Raw genomic sequence first — 24,200 nt, 5'->3', positions numbered from 1 at the left:
CCCCCCGACTACAGCCGCACGGGCCGCATCGGCCGCGCCTTGCAGGCGCGGCTCGACCAGCCCAGCCGCATGGTGGTGCGCCGCCTGACCCGCCAGCCGGGGCGCATGGCCGGCGCGACCCTCGGCATCGCGGCCGGCATGGCGCTGTCGGTGGCGATGATCGGCATGCTCGCCGGCTTCGACCGCACCATCGATCAGACCTTCAACGTGGTCGACCGCAGTGATGTGACCGTGACCTTCAACGAGGCCTTGTCGGACAAGGTCGTCTTCGAACTGCAGAATCTGCCCGGGGTGATCGAGGTGGAGCCGGTGCGCAACGTGCCCGTGGTGCTGCGCCATCGGTTGAACAGTCACCTTGGTGTGATCAATGGCCTGGTGAGCGACCCGCATCTGTACCGCGCCGTGGACCGCCATTCAGGTACCATTCACCTGCGCGAGGGCGGCATCATTCTCGCCCAGGCCCTGGCCGGCATCCTCGATGTGCACCCGGGCGAGATCCTCACCGTCGAGGTGCGCGAAGGCCGCCGCCCGACCCTCGAGATCCCCGTGGCGGGGGTGGCCGAGACCTTGCTCGGTGCGCCCGCCTTCATGGGACTGGAGGCGCTGAACCGGGTACTGCGCGAACCGAACCGCATCTCGGGCGCCTATCTGCGCATCGACAGCGCCGCAGGCGGGACCATCTACCGTGCGCTCAAGGGCATGCCCACCGTGGCCGGCGTGAGTCTGAAGGCGGACGCCCGCGCCTCGCTGCAGAAACAGATGGACACCGGGGCGGGTGCCATGCGCTACATCATGACGGCCATCGCCGGCATCATCACCTTCGGCATCGTCTACAACGCCGCGCGCATCGCCTACGCCGAACGCGCCCGCGATCTGGCGAGCCTGCAGGTGATCGGTTTCACGCGCGGCGAGGCCGCCTTCGTGCTGCTGGGTGAACTGGCGGTCGTCACGCTGACAGCACTGCCCCTGGGTGCGTTGCTGGGCTACTACCTGTCCTTCGGCATCGCCGCCGGGTTCAGCACCGATCTGTATCAGATCCCCGCGGTGTTCGCGCCGGCGAGCTACGGCGTCGCGGCACTCGCAGTCCTGGCCGCGGCCAGCGTCTCCGGGTGGCTGGTCAAACGCGACATCGACCGGGCGGACCTCGTCTCCGTCCTCAAGACGAGAGACTGAGCGCATGCCCAGGAAACGATCTCGCACCATCATCACCTGGGGCACGGTTGCCGTGCTCGCTGCCGTCCTGGTGTTCGCATTCTGGCCGCGCCCGACACTGGTCGACATGGGTGCGGTCACGCGCGGCCAGATGACGCTGACCGTCGATGAGGAAGGGCGTACCCGGGTGCATGACGCCTACGTGCTCGCGACGCCCGTCGCCGGACGATTACTGCGCGTCGACGTACTGCCGGGCGACGCCGTGGTAGGCGGCGAGACGGTCGTGGCGCAGATGCTGCCGAGCTACCCCACGGCGCTGGACCTGCGCAGCCGCGCGCAGGCCCAGGCCGGCGTCACTGCCGCCGAGGCCGCCCTGCGGCTGGCGCGTGCCGAATTGAACAAGGCCAGTGCCGACCATGAACTGGCCCGCACCGAGCTGCAACGTAACCGTCAGTTGCGCGCAGAAGGTGCAGTGAGCGCGGCGGACCTGGACCGCGCCGTGCGTACGGCACGTGTTACCGAGGCCCAGCTCGGCACCGCCACGGCCACCATTGCGATGCGTCAGGCGGAGCTCGCCAATGCCCGGGCCGCGCTGATCAGCTTTCGCGACACGGGACCCACCGGCAGCGATGACGGTGGAATGCTGGCACCCATCCCCCTGTATGCCCCGGCGACCGGACAGGTGCTGCAACGCCTGCAGGAGAGCGAGACCACCCTGCCCGCCGGCACGGCCATCATGGCGATCGGCAATGTCGGGAACGACCTCGAGGTGGTGGTGGAACTGCTCTCCACCGATGCGGTACGGGTATCCCCCGGCGACCGGGTGATCTTCGAGGGTTGGGGTGGCCCCGGCATCCTGAACGGCGTCGTCGATCGCGTCGAGCCGTTCGGCTTCACCAAGTTCTCCGCCCTCGGTGTCGAGGAACAGCGCGTCAATACCATCATCCGGTTCGCCGACCCGCCCGCGGCCCGGCGGACGCTGGGCCACGGCTACCGCGTCGAGGCTCGTATCGTCGTCTGGGAAGATGCAAACGCCCTGATCGTCCCGTCGAGCGCGCTGTTCCGCGACGGCAAGGACTGGGTGGTCTTCCGGGTCCGGGACGGCAAAGCCAGGCTGCAACACGTCGGGGTCGGTCGCAACAACGGTATCGAGGCCCAGGTGGTGGAAGGGCTGGCACCCGGAGACCAGGTTATCCTCTATCCCCCCGCGGGGCTCACCGATGGCGCCGCGGTCGCACAGCGCAAGACCCGGTGAGGCTCATTCGGTGAGGCTCATTCCACCCACAACCGGTACCATCGATGGCCGCCAACGCGTACCGTGCCCGCACGGCGGCTGTGTCCCGCGCGATGCAAATACTGCCATTGCAGGCATTCTGAACCGCGCCGGGTGACCCGATCGTAAGTCTGGGTTTTTACTCAAATTGGCGGAAGCGGTGAGATTCGAACTCACGAACGGTTGCCCGTTGCCGGTTTTCAAGACCGGTGCCTTCAACCACTCGGCCACGCTTCCTGGATCAGGTTTTCAAGTCCGCTGCTTTCGACCACTTCGGCCACCGCATCGGAGATGCGAACAATACATGGTTTTCATGGCGTTGTCGCACTTGCGCGGGCCTCGCGCGTTTGAGGTTTCAGGCTGCCATGGTATGCTGAACTCCATTGCGGCGACGTGGTCCAATCGCCTCAATGACACCCAGTTCAAACCGGAGGTTTCTGAGATCATGAATTCATTCGACCATGTGCTGACTGCTCGACAGGGCGGCACCGTCTCGACCAACAAGGTCCTGCGCAATACCTATGCGCTCCTGTCCATGACCCTGCTGTTCAGTGCCCTGACGGCCGGTGTGGGCATGGTCATGGGCGTCTCGCCGACGGTGGGCATGATCTCCACCCTCGGCGCCATCGGCCTGCTGTGGCTGGTGTTGCCGCGCACCGAGAACTCCAGTGCCGGTATCGCCGTGGTGTTCGCCTTCGCCGGCCTGATGGGCCTGGGTCTGGGTCCGATGCTCACCCATTATCTGGCCTTCGCCGGCGGTCCCCGCCTGGTGGCGACGGCGCTGGGTGGTACCGGTGTCATCTTCCTCGGCCTGTCCGGGTATGCCCTGACCACCCGCCGTGACTTCAGTTTCATGGGCGGATTCCTGTTCGTCGGCCTGATCGTCGCCCTGGTGGCCATAATCGCCAACCTGTTTCTGGCGATTCCGGCCCTGTCGCTGGCCATCTCCGGCGTCGTGGTGCTGCTGATGAGCGCACTGATCCTGTTCGACACCAGCCGTATCATCAACGGGGGTGAGACGAACTACCTGCGTGCCACCGTCGCGCTCTATCTGGACATCTACAATCTGTTCATCCACCTGCTGCACCTGCTGTCGGTCTTCGCCGGCGGCGATGACTGATCGCGGCAACCGTGACGACCCGCGCGGGCCCTGCAGAAATGCCGGGCCCGCGCGCGTTTTCCTCAACGGATAATTCCCATCCATGGACCTGTGGCTCAAGATCCTCGTTGCGGTGGTGCTCGGCATCATGGTGTTCCGGCTGTGGCCGGCGGCCAGCCATCAGCTCAAGCACGGCCCCAAGGGTTCGACCTCGGATTGGCAGGCTGCGGCGCTCGCCATCGCCGCCGTCGTGGGCTTCATTCTGCTGCTGATCCTGCTGCTGCGCGGCTGACTAAGGCCTCGCCCTACAGCGCCTGCGCACTGGTGACTTCGATGCTTTCGAAGCTCTCCTTCAGCCACCGGTAGGCCAGATGGCTGGCCCATTTCGACAGCGCCTCCGGCATTTCCGTCTTTTGAAAGGAACTCGCCACCAGCACCAGCTTGACGGTGTCCGGGGTGTAGTGTCGCGCCAGATCGGCGCCGGCATTGGGTTGGTTGGGCCGCACCGGTGGCAGGGTGAAGGCCAGTGACTGGATGGACTCGAACGTCAGGTTGGAGAACACCGGGCGGAGCTTACGCCGCACCTCGTCACGCACCATGTTGCAGGCGAACCAGGTGATGTGATCCGCTGCCGCGAGCAGCGACGGATCGAGAACCTCCGGCAACGCACGGAAATAATCCAGGGCCGGGTAGTAGCCGAGTCGTTCCTGCTGGACGTAGCGGCGCACCTGCTCGGCCAGCGTCTCCCCCACGACCCGTGGAGACGAGGGCAGATGCCGCGCGAAGACCTGTTCGCCGACACGCACCACCAGCGTGAGCGCGACCCGGTTGAGATAGAGCCGGGTCACCGCCGGTTCAGTGGCCGCCGCGCAGCACGGCCAATTCCGCGAGCAACGGTCCCGTCAGCGGCTCGAGCTTACGCCGCATGACCGAGCCAATGGCATCAGTACGCGCGAACACCGGTGCCAGCAGGGGTTCACCCACCGCCGACAGCGCCAGCATGGCGCGGACCTGCGGGCGCAGGTCCGGCAGGCGCTCGAGGAGTGTGGGTAACGCACCCTGGTCGCACTCACAGCCTGCGCAGCGGGACTCGGCCTGGGCCATGATTACATCGATGTCCTGCAGCCGCGGCCCGGGACAGGCAATCTGCGCGAAGTAGGCCTGGATCGCCTCCACCAACGCGACGACCACGTCCTGGTCGTTCGGCTTGCGCAGCACCGCTTCGGTCGTGACGATGAAGGCCTGCCCGGGCGCATCGAGGATCCGGCCGAGCTGCGCGGCGTAACAGTTGCCTGCCGCCGCGAGTTCACGCAACACCGGACCGGCGGTCTCCCATAGCGGATGCGGTGCTGGCGTCTCCGGCAGATCGTCCGGGATTGCCAGCAGGAAGCCGACGTAGTAGGTGTTCTTCATGCGGCCCTTGGCCCAGATCCTGGTACGCACCTCCGCATCGATCAAACCCGGTTGCAAGACCAGCCGCACGCTCTCGATCAGTGCCTGCGGTTCCACTTCGAAAGGCAGGTACTCGACCAGGAACTGTGCCAGGACGGGGCCCATGGTGTCCTGAGCGACGCAGCTGCGGGCGAGCATCTTGCGGGCATTGTCCGGGGTCGGCATCGTCCACCAGGCCCGCCGCGCAAGTTCGTTGGTGAGGCCGCGCGCATGGACGACCGCGACGACCGCCTCCGGTTCGCCGAGCAACAGGAGTTTCTCCAGGCTATCGTCGCGAGCCTGGCCCATGCGCGTCCAGCGACGCAGATAGATGGGATACCCACCCGGGGACCCCAGCACGTGGCTGGACAGCATCTCCCGCACCCGTTTGATGTAGGGGTCGTCGCGGCAATTCGGGTTCAGGCGCACGGCAGATTCGCCGCGCGCCGAGTAGCCATGCACGACCATGGCCGATTCATCGATACGCACGGCATGCAGGTCGTTGGCCAGAAGCACGTTCAGGCGCAGTGCGTCTTCAGCCGACAGATCCATGCTCACAGCCCTCCCGGCATGCCTCAGCGATCCTCGAAACCCGCAAGGGTGTACAGGCGCTTCGCCTCGTCGAGATCCTGCTCGACGCCGTTGCCCTGCTCGTACATCAGGGCGAGTGTGGTCAGCGAGCCGGCGAGACCCTGGTCGGCGGCGAGTTTGAACCAGCGCGCTGCCTCGGCGCCGTCCTTGGGTACACACTCGCCCTCGAGATACATGAAGCCCATCCCGTGCTGGGCCAGGGCATGGCCCTGCTCGGCGGCGGCCCGCATCCACTTCAACGCCAGTTCTTCATTGCGTGCCATCCCCAGGCCGTTCTGGTAGATGATGGCCATGCGGTGCTGCGCCTCGGCATTGCCCTGCTCGCCGAATGGCGACAGCAGTTGCATGGCACGCGAGAAGTGTTTGGCCTCGAAGGCGGACATCCCGCTGACGAGATCCATATGGTCTTGATCGGACATGGACATGTCTGTCTCCCGCTGCCGGCGCCCGGCGGCCACCTGCCGCCTACCCTGCGCCATGAATGGTTTTATCTGACTTAACAGAATGTTACTTCAGGCTTCTGAGTCGGTGTATATCCCACATGGGCGGCAGCCTAAACGCCCGGCCGACAGCGGTCCGCCCACCCCCACAGGGATATACAGGTATTGTCCGCCTGATCAGTATACTGCCCGGCACGATCCGTGATCGGAATGGAACCCGCACCGACCGGCATAGCACGACAGACGACGCTCCGATACCTGCAGGGTAACGGAAGTGCGCGTGGCGGGCGATACCAGGGGCGTATGTACCATAAGATAGCGCTACTTGGGTGCCGATCGTTGAGGCCTTATACTCTATACTGGGGCGCAGTGGCGGGCGCCTTGTGACGTAAACTCTGACGAAAAAGCTTTTGTGAGAAGGAGAGGTACCATGAGTAATCCATACTACGAAGCGATCGACAAGATGGAAAAAGCCGGGGTGGACCGCGATTATATCGTGGGCTGGGCCGGCGCCTACAATCAGAACCCGCCGCGTGAAGAACAGCGTGCCAGCGACGCCTACACCGCCGGCTACGAGAAGGGCAAGGCGCGCGACGCCAGCGGCTTCGAGGCCTGGGTGAAGAAGTAGCCACAGCCCGAGTCGTTGTATAAAAAAGGCGGGTATAACCCGCCTTTTTTGTCCGCCCTTTCGGTGCGTCAGGCCGCCGGCTTCTGTTCCGGGAGCAGACTGTTCAGCGCCCGTTTGAGGGTCTTCATGGCGTTCGGCGCCTCGATGTCGATCACCTGAGTACCCACCCATTTACGCTGCCGCTCGCCCAACACGTCGGTGACCCGATCGCCGAAATAGCGCAACAGCTGAAAGCTGGGTTCCTGATCGACCACGGCAAAATCGGCATAGTCGTCCATGCGCTGGTTGAGCCGCGCGATGAACGGCGCCCGGTGGTCGCCGTCGCCGACGAAATCACGGGCATTGTCCTGCACGTAGTCCGCGACCTTGTGTGCCAGGGCGGTGATGAACTCCGCCCGCTCCTCGTCGTCCATACGGGCGTAGGCGATACGGTCCGACATGTGGATGAGAAAGGCCTCGAACTCCTGTATCACGTCCAGGCGCTGCATCTGGGTGTCGGTCTGGAAGCCCTCGTTCTCCAGGTTCAGCAGGGCCGCCTGGCCGATGCGCCATAAATTGAACCCCAGGGCACCCGCGACCTCCTGGATCGAACGGGTCTTGCCCTTTTTGCTCCAACGCGTCTTGAGTCGCACCTCAAATCCCCCATACTGGCTGAACTACGCTGTCTATAGTTAGCGTACGATCTTGAGCGAAATTCCGTTGTGGTGACACCGTGACAACACACCGGTTGCGGGCTGGGAAATTTCCTCCCCCAGCCGACCGCGTGCTAGGATCGCACAGTATACTATCCTGCTAAGGAATCAGCCTATCCCCATGCCGCCCTCGGCCGATCCCATCCTGTCCCGCCGCCATGCCCCGCTGCTCGATGCCGTGCGGCGGAATTGTCACATCTCCGACGCCCAGCATGCCGGCGAATATACCCTTTGCGTCTATCTGTTGAAAATGCGCGAATACTTCCGCTGGGAGAAGGGTTATACCTTCTCCACGCCCCTGCCGAACGACGACGTCGGCACCTGGTTGCGTGAGCGCGAGCAGTTTTGGGAGACCCTGGAGAATACACCGTTCGCGGATCTGCCCATCAACGGCGACCGCTATGATCCCTTCGATGCCACCGCCGTGAACCGCATCCTCAATTCCGAAGGCCTGGTCTACAGTGCGGGACTCGGCCAGTATGGCCGTCCGCATTTTTTCCTCGGCCGCCTCGAACAGCGGCAGGAACAGGCCGATTTCACCATCCTGTTATCGGCCGACGAATATGCGCGTGACCTCGCCGCGCCACCGGCGATGACCCTGGACCAGACGATCTTCGTACGCCGCGAATCCCTGCGCCGCATGATCTGGGAGAAGATCGAGGAATGGCGCTGGAACCGGCCCGACAACGCCATGGGCCGCGCCATTCAGTGCTACGACTTCGAAGGCGACGCCGATGCGGCGCTCGACCGGATGACCGCCACACAGATCGATACGCTGCTGCTGCACGAGGTCGGCGAGGTCATGGCGGGACAGATCCTCGGTCCGCGCTGGGAAGAAATGCTCGCCGCCATGCCACGCTCGCAGATCGAATTCGCGTTGCGTGCGATCCGTGACAACCTCGCCGACAGCCTGTCGACGCTGCCGGCGCTGGTACAGCGGGGTGAACCCGCGACCCTGCATTTCTTCTTTGCCATGCTCACACCGGTGCGCAAGACGCTGGCTCCCGCGCTGACACGCGCCTATGAGAACTGGCTGAAAGGCACGACCACCGCGGCACTCGAGGACTATGTCGCACGTGCCGAGCCACACTGGCGGGGACTCGCCCTCGAACTGCTCGACGCCCACCAGGGCGGCGCCGATGACACCAGCCTGCAAGCCTTGATCGACCGCAACCCTCTGTAAGACAATGGCGGAGCCACCTTCGCTCCGCTGCCGCAGGTTCCCTCAGCCATGACCGCAAGTCACCCCGCGTATGCCGCGCTGCAGACCCTCCGGGAAATCACACCGCACAGTTTCATCTTCGAACAGCGCGGCGCGCTGCCGGCTACCCTCTGCCGCGATATCATCCAGCGCTTCGAGCTGCATCAGGAAGAGCAGTATCAGGGGCGTATCGGTCAGCAGGTCTACGAGGACACCGGGATCAAGCGCTCGACGGATCTGGTCGTCAGCGGCAAGCCGCACTGGCAGGATGTGGACACCCGTCTGTTCCGCTCGCTCGGCCTCGCGCTACGGGAGTTCCGTGCGGTGTTTCCGTACTTCAAGGGGCCCTTCAAGGACATGGGGTATGCGGTCCAGCGGACTCTCCCCGGTGAGTACTACCACTGGCACATCGATGGCGGCAGCCATGAATTCAGCCAGCGGCAACTGGTCGCCATCTGGTATCTGAACGACGTCGACGGGCCGGGGGGCGAGACCGAATTCCTCTATCAGGGCGTCAAGGTCAAGCCGGAGGAAGGCAAGCTGTTGCTGTTTCCACCCTTCTGGACCCATGAGCACCGCGGCGTGACGCTCGAGCACGGTGTGAAGTACCTCGCCACGACCTGGGTCGTGTTCGCCTGAGCACACCCGCGGCGCGACGGCGATCATGAACGCCCCCGTACAGATCCTCAGCCCCGCGTCCGCAGAGGATTTCGATCGCTATTTCGATCTGCGCTGGCGCGTGCTGCGCGCACCCTGGCAGCAGCCGCGCGGCAGCGAGCGCGACGCGCAGGACGCGCACAGCTGGCATCGCATGGCCTGTCGCAGCGGGCGTATCCCGGTCGGGGTCGCACGCCTGCACCGTGTCGGCAGCGGCACGGTGCAGATCCGCTATATGGCGGTGGACCCCGGATTTCAGCACCAGGGCATCGGCCGTGCCCTGACGCGCGCGCTGGAGGGACAGGCCGCGCACCTCGGTGCCCGAACCATCCTGCTGCATGCGCGGGAGAGTTGTATCGGTTTCTATATGCGGCTCGGCTACGAGGTGATCGCACCGGCGCATACACTGTTCGGCACCCTGCCCCACCACGAGATGCGCAAGCGCCTGGCCTGAGGCATCTCGCTGCCGCGACTACTGTCAGACGATACGCGCACCGCGCGCTGCGGCCAGCGCCAGGATCGCACCCCGTTCAGGGTAGCCGGGCGCCCCCGTCTGCAGATACGACTGCCAGTCGGAGAACGTATTCGCCAGCTGAGGATCGGTCCCGTGGCAGCCGAGCACCGTCACGACGTGGTCGCCGACCTTCCACGGACCATCGCCGCGGACCTCGCCGACGATGCGATGGATCGCCTGGGAGGCGGGGCGTTGCAGATGCCAGTAGGGCTCGAAATAGACCAGGCCGCTCTCTTCGACCAGGGGAAAATACTCGATCATGATGTGGCGGGTGCCGGCCGGTGTGCGGATCAGCAGCGGCACCGTCATGCTGAAGAGATCGGCCATGCGGCATCCCCCGGGACTCAGCGGCCGATGACGAGCTCGTGTTCGAGCATGTCACCTTCGGTGCTCAGGTACACTTCCGTCACGCCCGGCATGCGCGCGAGGATGTACGCGGCCATCATGACGCCGAGCTGTTCGTTCTCGCGATGGAGGGCGTCCAGGATGCGGTCGGCGACGATCTGGCAGCGCTGCATCCGATCGGGATTGTCGACCCAGACCCGGCTCATCTGGTAGCCCTTGTCCATATCGCGGTCGAGCGTGGCGAAGAAATCCTCCGCCTCCGCGACGATGGCGGGCGGCACCTCGATCGGGTAGGTCTGATCATCGATCATCACGTTCAGTTTCATCTTCCGGGTGTCTCCCTCGTGTGTGTGCGGCCGGGCGCGGATACATCGACACCGCGGCGCCGTCCGGCTATTTTACCCGCAGCCGTGAAGCCAGGGGAAACATCGATGTTGCTGACGATTTCGAAGGTCATTCCTGAACCACAACTACAGCGCGTCCGCACGCTGCTCGCGCGCGGCAGCTTCAGGGATGGCAAACTATCCGCCGGCCTGGAGGCGCAGCGGGTCAAACAGAACGAAGAGTTGGTCCAGGAGGCCGAGCTGTACGCGGCGCTGAACAACATCGTCATGGGCTGCCTGGTCCGCCATCCCCTGTATCAGAAGGCGGTGCTGCCGCGGCGCATCGCCTCACCCTATTACGCGCGCTATAGCGAGGGTATGCAGTACGGTGATCACATCGACGATCCCGTCATGGGGCCGGCGGGTGAACAATACCGCTCCGACGTATCGACGACGATATTCCTCAACGATGCTGCCGATTACGACGGCGGTGAGCTGGTGATCTGCAGCAGCTATGGCGCGCAGCCGATAAAACTCGCCGCCGGCGACGCCGTCCTGTATCCGTCGTCGAGCCTGCATCGCATCGATGCCGTTACCCGCGGCGAACGCCTGGTGGCAGTGACCTGGGCGCAGAGCATGGTGCGCGACCCGGGTCAGCGTGAGCTGCTGTATCAGCTCTGGCAGGCGCGCGAGGCATTACTGATTACGCAGCCCGAGGCGCAGGAGACCGCCTGGATCAGCAACAGCTATGCAAACCTGGTGCGCATGTGGGCGGACGTCTGAACGGCGGCATGCACAGCCTGTTGAGCGTTATCCGATCGCGTGGCACGGGGAGCGTACCGCGAATCCGTAAGGCTCAGTGGGACCGGACGCCGCGGGACACACACGAAAAAGGCCGCTCACGCGGCCTTTTTCAGTACGCAAGCGGGTTACTCAGCGCTGCGAACCCTTCTCGGCATGGGCGATGTCGATCACCTTATCCGCCAATTTCTGATACTGCTGACGATAACCATCGAGCAGATGGCCGGATTCCGGCGCGTAGTATTCTTCCTGCGTCACGCCCTGCGCCTGCTCATAGGCCGTGAATTTTTTCTGCAGCTCAATCATTTCTTTGATCAACTTGGATTTTTCGCTCATCTTTCTCGCCTCCGGCACAATCAGCCGTGCCTCTGGTATTCACTATGAAACGCTCCCGCGCGGGCTGGCAGCACTATAGTGCCCCTGCCCGGGCGAGGCTATATCCCTATCGGGCAGCACCCGTGAACCGGGATCAATAGCCGCCCTTGCGCATGCTCTCCGGCAGGCCCGCGATGCGCCCCGCCTGCTTGCTGGGGTTGCCCGGAAAGAGATCGAAGAGGTCCTTGCTCTGGATCTTGGCCGACCAACGGTTGCCCATCTCCTTGACCAGCTCGCGGTTATTGGGCTGGTGGCCACTCTCTTCGAAATAGGCCTCGCGCAGATAGTTGATGACATCCCAATGCTTCGGTGTCAGCTCGATCTGTTCTTCCTTCGCGATCACGTGGGCCAACCCCTCCTCCCAATCGTCCGTATTACACAGGAAGCCAGTTTCCGTGGTTTCAATGGATTTCCCGTCGAACTCAATTGCCATTGTTTTCCCCTAGTTGTAGCGATGTACTAATGAAGATTCAATAATTCAATGGGCACCTGCCCGACCTCGAGAGCGGCAATTTTACTGTGTTTCTCTCACCGGTTTAATACCCTTGTGAGGAATAAACAGCCCGCAGCCGATCTTGCGCCCCGGACCGATACCGCTCTGCTGCAGGCGCACCGATTGTTCGGGGTCGAGGTCCGCAACCATCACACTGCGGGTGTGCGTGACGCCGTCGGGGCCGCGCAGCGTATGGCTCATACCGCACATCAGCTTGGTGACCCGGATGTCGAGGTTGCGGAGTTCGGCCGCGGCCTGCTCCAGGAAGGCCGGCTCGCTGAGGTCGGCATCGGCGATCACATGGCGGGCGAACAGCGTGGGCAGCGAACAGAGCTTCCTCACCGTGGGGGCGCCGATCTCGAGCGGGTGACCGGCGATATCCAGCACGGTCCCCTGGAGTGCGGCGGCCGCGTCGATACGTTCCTTCGACAGGCGCAGACTCATGCGGGTGCGCCGCGACAGGTAGATGATGGCGTCTTCCGTCTCCTCGGGACGGTACCAGCCATTGCCGGATTCGGCACCGTGAATCAGGTGCAACCCCACGTCGGCCTCCTCCGCCAGCCAGGGCAGCGCCCGCTGCAAGGCCTCGGACAGCGCATAGGCATGATCCATCGGCAGGCACTTGCAGCCCAGCGCGAAACTCAGGTCGACGATGTCGTCCGGCACAACGAAGGCCGGTATCGTCTCTTTTTCCTCTTGCCAGAACATGGCTGTTTACCTCACCTCCCGGGCGTGCGGCTAGCGCGACGCCGAGGAAAAAGCCGCTTCCAGGCGATCCTCCCAGTCTCCCGGGGTGTCCTGGAACGGCGGTTTCACGTCGATCCGGAAGAACATCTCACCGTTGTGGGCGCGAACCTTGACCGCCTCGACCAACTGTTTGAATGACGTCATGTCGTGTTCCTGCAAAAGAATCTCACTCAACCACAGCATGCTCTGTCTGCCTCCGGGTCAATACCGCGTCATACGGTCATTGGGGCGTTCATTGAAAGACCCGCACAGCCCCGGGTGGTCTCGGTGCCGGCGATGCGGTCGTAATAGCGCGCGCGGTACATCAGTCGTGTCCGACCGTTGGCGGGATCGTCGCAAAACGCCGTACGGCTATGCAACACATTATTGCAAATGATGCCCTGCCCTGGCATCAGCCGATGGTGGTAGGCATGCGCACTGCCGTTTTCCCACAGATTCACCAGAAATTCCCTGGCGGCCCGTGTCATCGGATCGTCGCGCCAGCGGACGTTGCGGGTCCGCGCACTGTAACGCATATGGAGGCTGCCACGTTTGGAATCAACCGAAAACACCGGGCCGGTCTCCTCACCTCGAATCTCCACACCCTGCTCGATGTTGGCCGGTATGGTCAGGGCGCGCGGGTGCATCAGCGCTTCGATCAGACGGGGATCGGCATCACGCAATAGTATGTAGGCGATCTCGTGATCCAGCAGTTGATTCTCGCCGCCCTCGGCCGCGTCCTGGGCGCAGAAGATAATGAAGGCGTGCACCCATTGGCCCGGTTCGTTGTAGTAGCCGTCGGTGTGCCAGTTCAATGCCCGATTGGTATAAGGGATGTAGTCGCGTCGCTCACCGGCCTCTGCGACGTGCAGGGCGCTGATCCCGTCAGGGTCGGCGTGCAGATTGGCATCCAGTGCGTGGAGGCCGAAATAGCGGCCAAAGTCGCGGACAGCCGCTTTGTCGACCCCCCCCGGCCGTGTCGTCACCACCGCCAGATTGGCGCGTCGGCAGGCCGCCACGACCGCCGCACACTCCTCCGCCGATGGCGCCGCGAGCTCGCCGATCGGCACCATCAGTTCCGCAACGCTCGACGGATACGCATCCAGCTTGCGCGCACGCCATTCCCGATAGGCGCGTGTGCTGTCAGGTTGGAATGGGCAGGGATCGAGAGTATTCATTAACGGTGCGGTCACCTTGGTCAAACGGCGGCGATGCGCATAGTGTACGATACAGACTGCTTCGGCCAGATATTCCAGGGTTTCCGGGGTAATTCCATTCTGGAAGGTCACGTAAGCATATAAGTGAGCACTTAATTACCTGACGGGGTATGCAACAGACAGAAATCCGTCACCGCGGGCGTGGAGATGGTTCGATTGCCCGGTTACCTCTTTTGGGATAGGCTGCCAGCCGCGAAACACCCCATGGGTAGGGTATTTTCTCCGCGACCACAGCCCTAGACTGCTTCGCACAGGTACCTGGGGGTATTAACCTCGATATAGTTTAGTATTTCCTGGGTACAGGCTGTCCATGTAGGGTTTTACAGTCGGAAATAGCGTTAAGATTAACCAGGGATGTTCTGGGCCAGCCGGGAAGGCTGATCCGCTCATCTCATCGCACAACCTGCCATCACAAAATCCTGAGGAGACTGCCATGGCTAACAAACACCATGAAACTCCGATGCTCGACGAACTGGAAAACGGCCCCTGGCCGAGCTTCGTATCGGGCATCAAGCGGTTACGAGATCAGCACGACAACGAGCGCATTCGCGGTATGGCCAACTCACTGCTGGGTCAGCTGGAGCACTCGTACGAAACGCGCAAGGGCTATTGGAAGGGTGGCACGGTGTCCGTGTTCGGCTACGGCGGCGGTATCATTCCCCGCTTCTCCGAAGTCGCCACCGCCTTCCCCGAAACCAAGGAGTTCCATACCCTCCGCGTCCAGCCGCCCGCCGGCAACTTCTACACCACCGACATGCTCCGCAAGCTGGGTGACAGCTGGGAGAAGCACGGCTCCGGCCTGGTGACCTTCCACGGTCAGACCGGCAACATCATGTTCATCGGTACCGATACCCAAGGCACCCAGCACTTCTTCGACGAGATCAATGAATACGGCTGGGATCTGGGTGGTGCAGGTCCGTGCGTGCGTACCGGCATGTCCTGCGTCGGTGCCGCCCGCTGCGAACAGAGTTGCTGCTCGGAACATCACATCCATCGCCGCCTGTTGAACCGCTTTACCGATGATGTGCACCGTCCGGCGTTGCCCTACAAGTTCAAGTTCAAGGTCTCGGGCTGCCCGAACGACTGTCAGAATGCCATCGAGCGTTCCGACTTCGCGATCATCGGCACCTGGCGCGACGACATGAAGGTCGACCAGACCGAAGTAAAGGCCTTCGTCGCCCTGAAGGGCCGTCAGTACGTCATCGACAACGTCACCTCGCGTTGCCCGACCCAGGCGCTGACACTGAACGCCGACGATACCCTGACCGTCGATGACCGCAATTGTGTTCGCTGCATGCACTGCCTCAACGTCATGCCCAAGGCCCTGAGCCCCGGCGATGACAAGGGCGTGACCATCCTGGTCGGTGGCAAGCGCACCCTGAAGATCGGTGATCTGATGGGTACTGTGGTGATCCCCTTCATGAAGATGGAGACCGAAGAGGATTACGACCGCATCGTCGAGTTGGGCGAGAACATCATCGACTTCTGGGCCGAGAACGGGCTGGAGCATGAGCGCTGCGGCGAGATGATCGAGCGTATCGGTCTTGTGAATTTCCTCGAAGGCATCGGCGTCGATGTTGATCCGAACATGGTCAACAACCCGCGCCAGAGCTCCTACGTCCGTATGGACGGCTGGGACGAGGAAGCCGAGAAGTGGTTCGCGCGCAAGCAGGAAGAGAAGCGTGCCAGCGCCTGACAGCCCGATACGGATCTCTCGTGATCCACACGGCACAGGCCGAGGGGCGACCTGCAGGGTCGCCCCCCACCGATCAAAGAATTGTGATACAGAATTCAGGAGACGACCATGGCATTAGCAGATATGCGTCCGCCAATCGAATCCGGATGCCCCGATGGGTTTCAGTACATGCATCCGGTAATGATCAAAAACTACGGCAACTGGAAGTACCATGAGCATCCGCGCCCTGGCGTGTTGCTCCACGTCGCCCACAGTGCCGACAAGATCTGGACCGTCAAGGCCGGGACCCAGCGCATCCTCGATATCTTCACGCTGCGCAAGCTGTGTGAGATCGGCGACACCTACGGCGAGGGGTATGTCCGCTTCACCCTGCGCTCGAACATTGAATATATGGTGGCCGATGAGGCCAAGGTCGAACCGCTGATCCAGGCCCTGGAGGAAGCTGGCTTCGTTGTCGGCGGTACCGCCAACTCCATTTCCAGCATGTCCCACACCCAGGGCTGGTTGCACTGCGACATCCCGGGCACCGACGCCTCGGGCGTCGTCAAGGCCATGATGGATGAGTTGATCGACGACTTCCGCAACTGCCGTATGCCGAATCGCGTACACATCACCACATCCTGCTGCCAGATCAACTGCGGCGGCCAGGGTGATATTGCGATCAACATACAGCACACCAAGCCACCGAAGATCAATCACGACCTGGTGTCCAACGTCTGCGAACGCCCCTCCGTCGTCGCCCGTTGCCCCGTCGCCGCGATTCGTCCGGCCCTGGTCAATGGCAAGGCATCGCTGGAAGTGGACGAAAAGAAATGCATCTGCTGCGGCGCCTGCTATCCGCCCTGTCCACCGATGCAGATCAACGACGCCGAGCACACCAAGCTGGCCGTCTGGGTCGGCGGCAATCACTCCAATGCGCGTGGTAAGCCGACCTTCCAGAAGCTGGTGGCCGCTGGCATCCCCAACAATCCGCCGCGCTGGCCGGAAGCGACTGCCATCGTCAAGCAGATCTTGAAGGCCTATCGGGAGGGCGCGCGTGATTGGGAGCGCATCAATGACTGGATCGAGCGCATCGGCTGGCCGCGCTTCTTCGAGGTCACGGGGCTGCCGTTCACCAAGTACCACATCGACAACTGGACGGGGGCTCGTAACAGCCTCAATGCGTCGACGCATATCCGCTTCTGACACTAGATCTAGATCAAGGCGACAGACGTGGGAACACAGTAGTATTCGATGTTAGGGGTGGGAGTTGCGGCCGGAGAATCCGGCCGCAACACAACCCGAGCAACATAATGCTTTCTGACACACACTGTTTTTAAGGACAGTCGCGCTATGAAACTAGCAGTATTGGTTAACGAAGGGCCTTACCAGCATCAGGCTTCCGACAGTGCCCTGCAGTTTGTCAGGGCCGCTGTGGAAAAGGGACATGAGATCTTCCGCGTGTTCTTCTATCACGACGGGGTGAACAACGGCACGCGTCTCGCCGTGCCGCCGCAGGACGATCGCAATATCACTGCTGAATGGACCAAGCTGGCTGCAGAGCACAGCATGGACCTGGTGGTGTGCATCGCAGCCGCCCAGCGCCGTGGCATCCTCGACGAGAACGAGGCCAAGCGCCAGGGCAAGGATGGCGATAATATCGCTCCCGGCTTTCGTATCTCCGGCCTCGGCCAGTTGGTCGAAGCTGGGATCCAGGCAGAACGCCTGGTTGTATTTGGTGACTGACAGAAGGCTATAGACATGGCAGAACCGTGGGAAGAAGACGAAGGTCCCGTCAAGAAATTCATGTATCTGAACCGCAAGGCACCTTACGGGAGCATCTACGCGCTGGAGTCCCTGGAAGTGGTGTTGATTGCCGCGGCGTTCGATCAGGACGTCAGCCTGGTATTCATGGATGACGGTGTCTACCAGCTCAAGAAGGGGCAGGATACCAAGGGCATCGGCATGAAAAACTTCTCGCCGACCTATCGCGCGCTCGAGGGCTACGATATCGAGAAGCTGTATGTGGCAAAAGAATCTCTGGAATCACGCGGCCTGACTGCCGATGATCTGATCGTCCCGGTCGAGGTTTTGGATAAAGATGCCCTGGCTTCCATCATGGAAGAACAGGACGTCATCATGAGCTTCTGATCCGGAGAGGAAAAACGACGATGGCAATGCTGCACACGGTAAACAAATCTCCCTTCGACAGGCGCTCGCTCGACACCGCCCTCACCCATGCGGTGGACGGGGCCGGTGTCCTGATGTTCGAGGATGGTGTCCTGGGTGCCGTCAAGGGCACCGCAGTCACCCCCAAGATCGAAGAGGCGCTCGGGAATCTGAAAATTTATGTACTTGGCCCTGACCTCAAGGCTCGGGGCTTGACAGAAGACCAGGTGATCGACGGCGTCGCCGTCGTGGATTATGCCGGATTTGTCGATCTGGTGACTGAATACGACAAGGTTCAGGCCTGGCTCTGAAGTTCCATCAACTCACGCTCCAAACTCATTGAGGAGACCGACCATGGCGAATATCGATATGAATGGCAAGACCTTGGAAGTTGACGAAGAAGGCTACCTCACCGACCTGAACCAGTGGGAGCCTGAAGCTGCCACCATCATGGCCAAGCTGGATGACGTCACCCTGACCGATGCCCACTGGGAAGTGATCAATTTCCTGCGTGAATACTACGACGAGTACCAGATCGCCCCGGCCGTCCGTGTGCTGACCAAGGCGATCGGCAAAAAGCTCGGTGCGGACAAGGGCAACAGCAAGTATCTGTACGAACTGTTCCCGTATGGTCCGGCCAAGCAGGCGTGCAAATACGCCGGTCTGCCGAAGCCGACCGGTTGTATCTGAATACAGGCAAGAAGATATGGGGGGGGCTCTCCCCCCCTTTCGATAGGACTTCTGTAAGGAGAAGACGGTGTCGTTCGTGACTGTCACCTACACCGCCCTGTTTTACCTTGCGGGCCTCGTGCTGCTGATCGGCGTGGGGTTGCGTATCCGCAAATATGCGGCCGCGCCTGCACCCTTGAAGATTCCAACGACACCTGCCCCCACCACACAGGGCGGCGTGATCATGCGCATTTTCCGTGAAGTCGTGTTCTTCGAAAGCCTGTTCAAGTCCACCAAGTGGACCTGGATCTTCGGCTGGATTTTCCATTTTTCCCTGCTCCTGGCGTTCTTTCGGCACCTTCGCTATGCCATGAGCCCGGACAACATCCTGTGGCCGCTGGTCACCCTGCAAGTGGTCCAGAGCTTCGGCAAATACGCCGGTTTCGGTATGGTGATCGGTCTGCTGGGCCTGCTCGGCCGCCGCATCTTCGTCGATCGGGTACGTTACATCACCAGCCCCTCGGATCACCTCACCCTGCTGCTGCTGCTGGCCATCGCCCTCAGCGGCCTGGGCATGAGTTTCGTCGCACATACTGACATCGTCAGCCTCAAGGAATTCGCGCTCGGTCTGATTTATTTCGATCCGAAGCCGCTGCCCACTGATCCGCTGATCCTGATCCATCTGGGTCTCGTCATCGTGCTGATGTTGATCTTCCCCATCAGTAAGCTGCTGCATGCCCCTGGCATGTTCTTCAGCCCGACTCGCAACCAGGTCGACAATCCGCGTGAGAAACGTCACCTCGCGCCCTGGGCGGCGAAATTGGAAACCAACGAACGGGCCTGATCTGATCGGATCTGGACAGTGACAGACGGTTAGGCTTTCGAGGAAACAACGTGGCCAATTTCGAAACACCGGAAATCAAAGAATACCCAACCATTCCGCTGCTCCAAGAAGGCGTGATGGCGCATATGAAGACGTTCCCTGCCAAGGCGGAATTCCAGCAGGCGCTGGGCTTCCCGGGTGAACTGGTGGACAACTGGCAGGAAGTCGCTATCGGCAAGATGGGCGATCTGCTGGGCAAATATCGCAGCCTGCAGGTATTCCTGGATATCTGCGTCAAGTGTGGCGCCTGCACTGACAAGTGCCACTATTACCTCGGCACGACTGACCCCAAGAACATGCCGGTCGCGCGCCAGGATCTGCTGCGCAAGGTCTACCGCCGCTATTTCACCTTCGCCGGCAAGTATTTCCCAAAGCTGGTCGGTGCCACTGACCTGACCAAAGAGGTGCTGGACGACTGGTACAACTATTATCACCAGTGCTCGCAGTGTCGGCGCTGTTCGGTCTACTGCCCCTACGGTATCGACACGGCCGAGATTTCCATGGCCGCGCGCGAGATCATGGACGCCGTTGGCGTGGGCCAGAAATACTGCAACGAAATCATCGCCAAGGTCCACAAGATCGGCAACAACCTCGGTCTGCCCGAACCTGCGCTGCGCGACACCCTCGAGGGCCTCGAGGAGGACGTCAAGGACGAGACCGGCGTCGATGTCCGTTTTCCGGTGGACGAGAAAGGTGCTGAGATCCTGGTGATCACACCGTCGGCCGACTTCTTCGCCGAACCCCATGTGGACGGTCTGATCGGCTACGGCAAGGTATTCCACCAGGCCGGTGTCAGTTGGACCTTGAGCTCGCATGCCTCCGAGGCCGCGAACTTCGGCATGTTCATCGGCTCCTACGAGAATATGCGCAAGGTCGCTCTGCGCATCCGCGAAGCCGCCCTGGATCTCGGCGCCAAGCGCATCATATTCGGTGAATGCGGCCATGCCTGGCGCGTTGCCTACAGTTTCCTGAACACGCTGGCCGGTCCGTTCGATTTCCTGGATCCGCGTTACCCGGTACCGCAGCACATCTGCGAGTTCACCTACGACCTGATCCGGCGTGGCGCCCTGACACTGGACAAGTCGGCCAATGATCACATGCGGCTGACCTATCACGATTCCTGCAACGTGGCACGTGCCTCGCGTATGGGCGATCTGCCCGGCGGTCAGTTCGTGATCCCCCGCGAGATCATCAAGGCCAGCTGCAACAATTTTTACGATATGCCCACCGACACCATCCTGGAAGGAACCTTCTGCTGTGGGGGTGGCGGCGGTCTGTTGACTGACGATCTGATGGAGGTTCGCGTGAAGGGCGCACTGCCCCGCATGCAGGCCTTGAAACAGGTCGTCGAAGAGCATGGCGTGACTCATATGGCGGCGATCTGTGCTATCTGCAAGAGCCAGTTCGCCAAAGTCTTACCCTACTACGGTTTCACACTCGATCAGATCGTCAGTGTCCACCAGCTGGTGAGCAATGCCATCGTGCTGGGTGACAAACAGTAGTCCAACAACGTTACACACGACCGATACGAAAGACGACGAATTCCGGCATCCGGGTTCACCTCACAGGAGAACAGGCATGGCAACTTCTCGCGACGATATGCAGAAACTCACGTTCCGCAAGTTCAAGGACGGTGACAACCAATGGGGCAACTGGCAGGACGCCATCTTCAAGGGCGACCATTCCCATAAGTGTCCCACGTATGTGCACCGTACCCCGCCCTGCCAGGGCAGCTGCCCCTCCGGTGAGGATATCCGCGGCTGGCTGTTGATCGTCCGCGGTATCGAAAAGCCGCCGAAAGACGTGACCTGGCAGGAGTATGCCTTCCGCCGCCTGACCAATTCGAACCCGTTCCCCGCCATGATGGGCCGCGTATGTCCGGCACCCTGCGAGGACGGTTGCAACCGCAACGAGGTCGAGGATTTCGTCGGCATCAACGCCGTCGAACAGTTCATCGGCGACACGGCCTTCGAGAACAGCTATCGGTTCGACGTTCCGGCGCTCACCAGCGACAAGAAGGTCGCTATTATCGGCGGTGGTCCTGCCGGTATGGCCGCCGCCTATCATCTGCGCCGCCGCGGTATCGCCAGCTGTATCTTCGATGATCACGCCGAACTCGGCGGCATGATGCGCTACGGCATCCCGGGCTACCGCACCCCGCGTGACGTGCTGGATCGCGAGATCGAGCGTATCGTCGAGATGGGCGATGTCGAGGTCCGTCCCAACACCCGTGTCGGCAGGGACGTCAAGGTCGAAGACCTGGAAAAGGAATTCGGCGCCATCCTGTGGACCATCGGCTGCAAGACCGGTCGCGGCCTGCCCGTCGAGGGTTGGGATGAGACCCCGAACTGCGTCACCGGTGTTGCTTTCCTCGAGGCCTACAACAAGGGCGACTTGAAAGTGACCGCGGACCGTGTGGTCTGCGTCGGTGGTGGCGACACCTCCGTTGACGTCGTGTCGGTGGCCCGCCGCCTCGGCAAGATCAGCGATATCAATCTCAAGGGACGTCCGGAAGAGGTCATCGGCGGGCACACCGCCCATGATGCCGCCCTGGTCGCGGCCCGCGAAGGCGCCGAAGTCACCCTGACCGCCCTGTTCCCGGCCGAGAAGATGACCGCCGCCGAGCACGAGGTACATGATGCAAAACACGAAGGTGTGACCATCCTGAACGAGGTCATGCCGGTCGCCCTGGTGCGGGATGCCAGCGGCCGTGCCACCGCATTGCGCATGGCCAAGTGTTCCGTCGAGAAGGGTCGGCCCATCCCGGTCGAAGGCACTGAGTTCGACATCGAGTGTGATCTGGTCGTCTCCGCCATCGGCCAGGGCGGCGATCTCGCCGGCCTGGAAGAATTCGACAATGGCAAGGGGCTGATGGATGCCGACAAGTTCTATCAGGTCCCGGGCAAGACCGGTCACTTCGTCGCCGGCGACATCATCCGTCCGCACCTGCTGACCACCGCTATCGGTCAGGCCTCCATCGCCGCCGAGACCATCGAGCGGTATCTGAATAATGAGAACCAGGTCAAGCGCCCGAAGGTGGACAAGGATCGCTTCCGGCTGCTCGACAAGCTGCAGGAGGCGGGCCTGGCTCCGCTGGACTTCAAGGTCGAGGAACGTGGCGATCTGCGTGGTACCTCCAGCGGTAAGTGGGCCCTGCATAACTTCGAAGACCGTTCATCCGCGGAGATCATCCCGCACACCAAGCTGTTCCTCGGCCACTTTGCCTACACCCCACGCAACAAGCGCGAGGAATACGGTCCGGGTGCCGACGAAGTGCTGAGCCACTTCGAGGAACGCCGCAAAAATCTCCCCGAGGCTACCGCCATCGCCGAGGCCGAGCGCTGCATGAGCTGCGGTATGTGTTTCGAGTGCGACAACTGCGTGATCTATTGTCCGCAGGATGCCATCTTCCGCGTCAACAAGAAGGAAGCCACCACCGGCCGCTATGTGGACACCGACTACAACAAGTGTATCGGCTGCCACATCTGCTCCGATGTCTGCCCAACCGGCTACATCGACATGGCGCTGGGTGAGTAACTGTTGACTGCAGGAGTGGAAATGGCCGTGATGTTGCAAGACCTGCGGTCTCTGGTACTGCTTGTCGGGATGACCCTCATGGGTCTCCCGCTCGCGGCCCAGAGCAGTGACCCGCTACCCGAAGTGAAGACCAATGCCCGCTACAGCGAGACCCAGGGCTGCGTGGAACCGCGGGAGGAGATGCGGAAGAACCACATGAAGTACATTCTGCATCAGCGTGACGAAACCGTGCACGAGGGCATCCGTACCCGGCGATTCAGTCTGGTAGAGTGCATCAACTGCCACGTGGTGCCGGATGACGAGGGTGTGGTTGCGCGTATCGATAACCCGGAACACTTCTGCGCCGGCTGTCATACGTACGCGGCGGTGAAGATCGATTGCTTCCAGTGCCATGCCGATCGGCCAGTGAAACAGACCGCTTTCCACCCGCTGGGCGGAAAGGCGTTCCACCACACCGAGAATGCGGTCGACACTCCGGTGTCGTCCGACACGTTGGGCGTGCTGGCTGGAGAGGGCAAGCTGTAATGACACATAAGAAGAATGATATCGACACGACACGCCGTCAGTTCCTCGGTGGTAGTGCCGCTGCCGCGGGCCTGATGATCGCGCCCGGTGTGCTGCTGCAACAGGTCGCACAGGCCAAGCCGGCGGATCAGCCCGTCTCCAGCGAACAGCGCTGGGGCATGTTGATCGACACCAACAAGTGCAGCAAGGGCTGCGACGCGTGCGTGCGTGGCTGCCAGACGGAAAACGGCTGGGGTGAGACGGAGGTACACTCCGCCCCGGAGCAGCAGGCCCAGTGGATCCGCAAGGTTGAGGTGCAGGACCGGGCCACCGGCTATGCGGCATCACTGCCACTCATGTGTCAGCACTGCGAGCATCCCCCCTGTGTGGACGTCTGCCCCACCGGTGCGTCCTTCCGGCGCGCGGACGGTATCGTCCTGGTGGACAAGCACATCTGTATCGGCTGCCGCTACTGCATGATGGCCTGCCCCTACAAGGCACGCTCCTTTGTTCATGAAGATCTGCAAGATCAACTGCCGGTCGCCCCGCGCGGCAAGGGTACCGTGGAGAGTTGCACGCTGTGTGTGCACCGCATCGACCGGGACGGCGCGGACGCCATCCCAGCCTGTGCCGAGGCCTGCAACGCGGTGGAAGGCCGCGAGGCGATGCTGTTCGGCGATCTCAACGATCCCGACAGTCGCATCTCCCAGGAACTCGCCCAGCACGGTGGCACTCAGATCCGGGCCGATCTCGGACTGAATGTCGGTCTCCGCTACCGCGGCATCTGATGCGTCGCCCCCGGCAC

At 62.0% G+C, this 24,200-nt stretch carries 31 protein-coding genes and 1 tRNA gene; 20 read left to right on the top strand and 12 right to left on the bottom strand.

The genetic code is table 11. The annotated features are described in order from the left end of the window. Together K8I04_05075 and K8I04_05070 are read left to right on the top strand one after the other, a co-directional pair. Window positions 1-1,173: FtsX-like permease family protein (locus K8I04_05075; protein ID MBZ0071081.1), on the top strand; the 1,173-nt coding region annotated here is incomplete at its 5' end. 4 nt (window positions 1,174-1,177) lie between these two features. Continuing rightward, the gene (locus K8I04_05070; protein MBZ0071080.1) at window positions 1,178-2,407 is read left to right on the top strand and encodes an HlyD family efflux transporter periplasmic adaptor subunit; all 1,230 of its coding nucleotides are present in this window, start codon (window positions 1,178-1,180) and stop codon (window positions 2,405-2,407) included. Between the two features lie 167 nt (window positions 2,408-2,574). Here K8I04_05070 and K8I04_05065 read toward each other — a convergent pair. Beyond that, window positions 2,575-2,662, bottom strand: a tRNA-Ser gene (locus tag K8I04_05065). 208 nt (window positions 2,663-2,870) lie between these two features. Here K8I04_05065 and K8I04_05060 point away from each other — a divergent pair. Both K8I04_05060 and K8I04_05055 read left to right on the top strand, forming a co-directional pair. Further along, on the top strand, window positions 2,871-3,545 hold the full coding sequence (locus K8I04_05060) for a Bax inhibitor-1/YccA family protein (protein MBZ0071079.1): 675 nt from the start codon (window positions 2,871-2,873) through the stop codon (window positions 3,543-3,545). Between the two features lie 82 nt (window positions 3,546-3,627). Further along, window positions 3,628-3,816 carry a hypothetical protein gene (locus tag K8I04_05055; protein ID MBZ0071078.1) on the top strand — a complete coding sequence of 63 codons (189 nt, stop codon included), beginning with the start codon at window positions 3,628-3,630 and terminating at the stop codon, window positions 3,814-3,816. Window positions 3,817-3,829: 13 nt separating this feature from the next. Here the strand turns inward: K8I04_05055 and K8I04_05050 are convergent, their stop codons facing one another. The 3 genes from K8I04_05050 to K8I04_05040 are packed head-to-tail and all read right to left on the bottom strand — an operon-like array spanning window position 3,830 to window position 5,971. Further along, complete coding sequence (locus K8I04_05050) at window positions 3,830-4,372, bottom strand: hypothetical protein (protein MBZ0071077.1); 543 nt, start codon at window positions 4,370-4,372, stop codon at window positions 3,830-3,832. Window positions 4,373-4,379: 7 nt separating this feature from the next. Then, the gene (locus K8I04_05045; protein ID MBZ0071076.1) at window positions 4,380-5,507 is read right to left on the bottom strand and encodes a sulfur reduction protein DsrS; all 1,128 of its coding nucleotides are present in this window, start codon (window positions 5,505-5,507) and stop codon (window positions 4,380-4,382) included. A gap of 23 nt (window positions 5,508-5,530) precedes the next feature. Then, a complete protein-coding gene (locus K8I04_05040) occupies window positions 5,531-5,971 on the bottom strand; it encodes a sel1 repeat family protein (GenBank protein MBZ0071075.1) in 441 nt (146 codons plus the stop codon). A 445-nt stretch (window positions 5,972-6,416) separates the two neighbouring features. On the opposite strand from K8I04_05040, the gene K8I04_05035 reads away from it, so the two are divergent. Beyond that, complete coding sequence (locus K8I04_05035; GenBank protein MBZ0071074.1) at window positions 6,417-6,614, top strand: hypothetical protein; 198 nt, start codon at window positions 6,417-6,419, stop codon at window positions 6,612-6,614. Between the two features lie 68 nt (window positions 6,615-6,682). Here K8I04_05035 and K8I04_05030 read toward each other — a convergent pair whose 3' ends face one another. After that, window positions 6,683-7,246, bottom strand: coding sequence for a hypothetical protein (locus K8I04_05030; GenBank protein MBZ0071073.1), 564 nt, complete (start codon window positions 7,244-7,246; stop codon window positions 6,683-6,685). 181 nt (window positions 7,247-7,427) lie between these two features. Here K8I04_05030 and K8I04_05025 point away from each other — a divergent pair, with 181 nt between their 5' ends. The 3 genes from K8I04_05025 to K8I04_05015 are packed head-to-tail and all read left to right on the top strand — an operon-like array spanning window position 7,428 to window position 9,618. Further along, window positions 7,428-8,489, top strand: coding sequence for a hypothetical protein (locus K8I04_05025; protein ID MBZ0071072.1), 1,062 nt, complete (start codon window positions 7,428-7,430; stop codon window positions 8,487-8,489). A 48-nt stretch (window positions 8,490-8,537) separates the two neighbouring features. Further along, window positions 8,538-9,146 carry a 2OG-Fe(II) oxygenase gene (locus K8I04_05020; GenBank protein ID MBZ0071071.1) on the top strand — a complete coding sequence of 203 codons (609 nt, stop codon included), beginning with the start codon at window positions 8,538-8,540 and terminating at the stop codon, window positions 9,144-9,146. A gap of 25 nt (window positions 9,147-9,171) precedes the next feature. Further along, on the top strand, window positions 9,172-9,618 hold the full coding sequence (locus tag K8I04_05015; GenBank protein ID MBZ0071070.1) for a GNAT family N-acetyltransferase: 447 nt from the start codon (window positions 9,172-9,174) through the stop codon (window positions 9,616-9,618). A gap of 24 nt (window positions 9,619-9,642) precedes the next feature. Here K8I04_05015 and K8I04_05010 read toward each other — a convergent pair whose 3' ends face one another. Then, complete coding sequence (locus tag K8I04_05010) at window positions 9,643-10,005, bottom strand: hypothetical protein (GenBank protein ID MBZ0071069.1); 363 nt, start codon at window positions 10,003-10,005, stop codon at window positions 9,643-9,645. A gap of 17 nt (window positions 10,006-10,022) precedes the next feature. Continuing rightward, window positions 10,023-10,349 carry a hypothetical protein gene (locus K8I04_05005; GenBank protein MBZ0071068.1) on the bottom strand — a complete coding sequence of 109 codons (327 nt, stop codon included), beginning with the start codon at window positions 10,347-10,349 and terminating at the stop codon, window positions 10,023-10,025. A gap of 105 nt (window positions 10,350-10,454) precedes the next feature. Here K8I04_05005 and K8I04_05000 point away from each other — a divergent pair, with 105 nt between their 5' ends. Continuing rightward, on the top strand, window positions 10,455-11,129 hold the full coding sequence (locus tag K8I04_05000) for a Fe2+-dependent dioxygenase (GenBank protein MBZ0071067.1): 675 nt from the start codon (window positions 10,455-10,457) through the stop codon (window positions 11,127-11,129). Between the two features lie 150 nt (window positions 11,130-11,279). Here the strand turns inward: K8I04_05000 and K8I04_04995 are convergent, their stop codons facing one another. The 5 genes from K8I04_04995 to K8I04_04975 form a co-directional block, all read right to left on the bottom strand. Continuing rightward, window positions 11,280-11,483 (bottom strand): hypothetical protein, encoded by a 204-nt coding sequence (locus tag K8I04_04995; protein MBZ0071066.1) that lies wholly within the window; start codon window positions 11,481-11,483, stop codon window positions 11,280-11,282. Window positions 11,484-11,616: 133 nt separating this feature from the next. Then, the gene (locus K8I04_04990; protein ID MBZ0071065.1) at window positions 11,617-11,955 is read right to left on the bottom strand and encodes a TusE/DsrC/DsvC family sulfur relay protein; all 339 of its coding nucleotides are present in this window, start codon (window positions 11,953-11,955) and stop codon (window positions 11,617-11,619) included. An 81-nt stretch (window positions 11,956-12,036) separates the two neighbouring features. Beyond that, window positions 12,037-12,723, bottom strand: a complete 687-nt coding sequence (cas6, locus tag K8I04_04985; GenBank protein MBZ0071064.1) for a type I-MYXAN CRISPR-associated protein Cas6/Cmx6 — start codon at window positions 12,721-12,723, stop codon at window positions 12,037-12,039. 30 nt (window positions 12,724-12,753) lie between these two features. Further along, window positions 12,754-12,945, bottom strand: coding sequence for a sulfur relay protein DsrC (locus tag K8I04_04980; protein ID MBZ0071063.1), 192 nt, complete (start codon window positions 12,943-12,945; stop codon window positions 12,754-12,756). A 29-nt stretch (window positions 12,946-12,974) separates the two neighbouring features. Next, a complete protein-coding gene (locus tag K8I04_04975) occupies window positions 12,975-13,919 on the bottom strand; it encodes a TauD/TfdA family dioxygenase (GenBank protein ID MBZ0071062.1) in 945 nt (314 codons plus the stop codon). A gap of 472 nt (window positions 13,920-14,391) precedes the next feature. Here K8I04_04975 and dsrA point away from each other — a divergent pair, with 472 nt between their 5' ends. The 11 genes from dsrA to K8I04_04920 all read left to right on the top strand — a co-directional run bounded on the left by dsrA (window position 14,392) and on the right by K8I04_04920 (window position 24,183). Further along, complete coding sequence (gene dsrA, locus K8I04_04970; GenBank protein ID MBZ0071061.1) at window positions 14,392-15,654, top strand: dissimilatory-type sulfite reductase subunit alpha; 1,263 nt, start codon at window positions 14,392-14,394, stop codon at window positions 15,652-15,654. A 108-nt stretch (window positions 15,655-15,762) separates the two neighbouring features. Then, a complete protein-coding gene (gene dsrB, locus K8I04_04965; protein MBZ0071060.1) occupies window positions 15,763-16,839 on the top strand; it encodes a dissimilatory-type sulfite reductase subunit beta in 1,077 nt (358 codons plus the stop codon). 147 nt (window positions 16,840-16,986) lie between these two features. Further along, window positions 16,987-17,379 carry a sulfurtransferase complex subunit TusD gene (gene tusD, locus K8I04_04960; GenBank protein MBZ0071059.1) on the top strand — a complete coding sequence of 131 codons (393 nt, stop codon included), beginning with the start codon at window positions 16,987-16,989 and terminating at the stop codon, window positions 17,377-17,379. A 15-nt stretch (window positions 17,380-17,394) separates the two neighbouring features. Further along, entirely contained in the window at window positions 17,395-17,784 is a 390-nt protein-coding gene (tusC, locus tag K8I04_04955) for a sulfurtransferase complex subunit TusC (protein MBZ0071058.1), read from the top strand. Window positions 17,785-17,804: 20 nt separating this feature from the next. Next, window positions 17,805-18,113, top strand: coding sequence for a sulfurtransferase complex subunit TusB (gene tusB / locus K8I04_04950; protein ID MBZ0071057.1), 309 nt, complete (start codon window positions 17,805-17,807; stop codon window positions 18,111-18,113). Between the two features lie 43 nt (window positions 18,114-18,156). Next, on the top strand, window positions 18,157-18,492 hold the full coding sequence (locus tag K8I04_04945) for a TusE/DsrC/DsvC family sulfur relay protein (protein MBZ0071056.1): 336 nt from the start codon (window positions 18,157-18,159) through the stop codon (window positions 18,490-18,492). A gap of 67 nt (window positions 18,493-18,559) precedes the next feature. Continuing rightward, window positions 18,560-19,315 carry a respiratory nitrate reductase subunit gamma gene (locus K8I04_04940; protein ID MBZ0071055.1) on the top strand — a complete coding sequence of 252 codons (756 nt, stop codon included), beginning with the start codon at window positions 18,560-18,562 and terminating at the stop codon, window positions 19,313-19,315. A 50-nt stretch (window positions 19,316-19,365) separates the two neighbouring features. Further along, window positions 19,366-20,856 carry a (Fe-S)-binding protein gene (locus tag K8I04_04935; protein ID MBZ0071054.1) on the top strand — a complete coding sequence of 497 codons (1,491 nt, stop codon included), beginning with the start codon at window positions 19,366-19,368 and terminating at the stop codon, window positions 20,854-20,856. Window positions 20,857-20,932: 76 nt separating this feature from the next. Further along, window positions 20,933-22,891 carry an NAD(P)-binding protein gene (locus K8I04_04930; GenBank protein MBZ0071053.1) on the top strand — a complete coding sequence of 653 codons (1,959 nt, stop codon included), beginning with the start codon at window positions 20,933-20,935 and terminating at the stop codon, window positions 22,889-22,891. Between the two features lie 27 nt (window positions 22,892-22,918). Continuing rightward, a complete protein-coding gene (locus K8I04_04925; GenBank protein MBZ0071052.1) occupies window positions 22,919-23,416 on the top strand; it encodes a hypothetical protein in 498 nt (165 codons plus the stop codon). Continuing rightward, window positions 23,416-24,183, top strand: a complete 768-nt coding sequence (locus K8I04_04920; protein ID MBZ0071051.1) for a 4Fe-4S dicluster domain-containing protein — start codon at window positions 23,416-23,418, stop codon at window positions 24,181-24,183. The genes K8I04_04925 and K8I04_04920 overlap by 1 nt, the downstream gene beginning before the upstream one ends. Window positions 24,184-24,200: the final 17 nt, after the last annotated feature.

It is taken from the genome of Gammaproteobacteria bacterium, assembly GCA_019911805.1.
Taxonomy (GTDB): domain Bacteria; phylum Pseudomonadota; class Gammaproteobacteria; order Thiohalobacterales; family Thiohalobacteraceae; genus JAHJQQ01.
The sequence above is the reverse complement of the archived record's forward strand: the minus strand, read 5'-3'. Positions and strand labels throughout refer to the sequence as shown.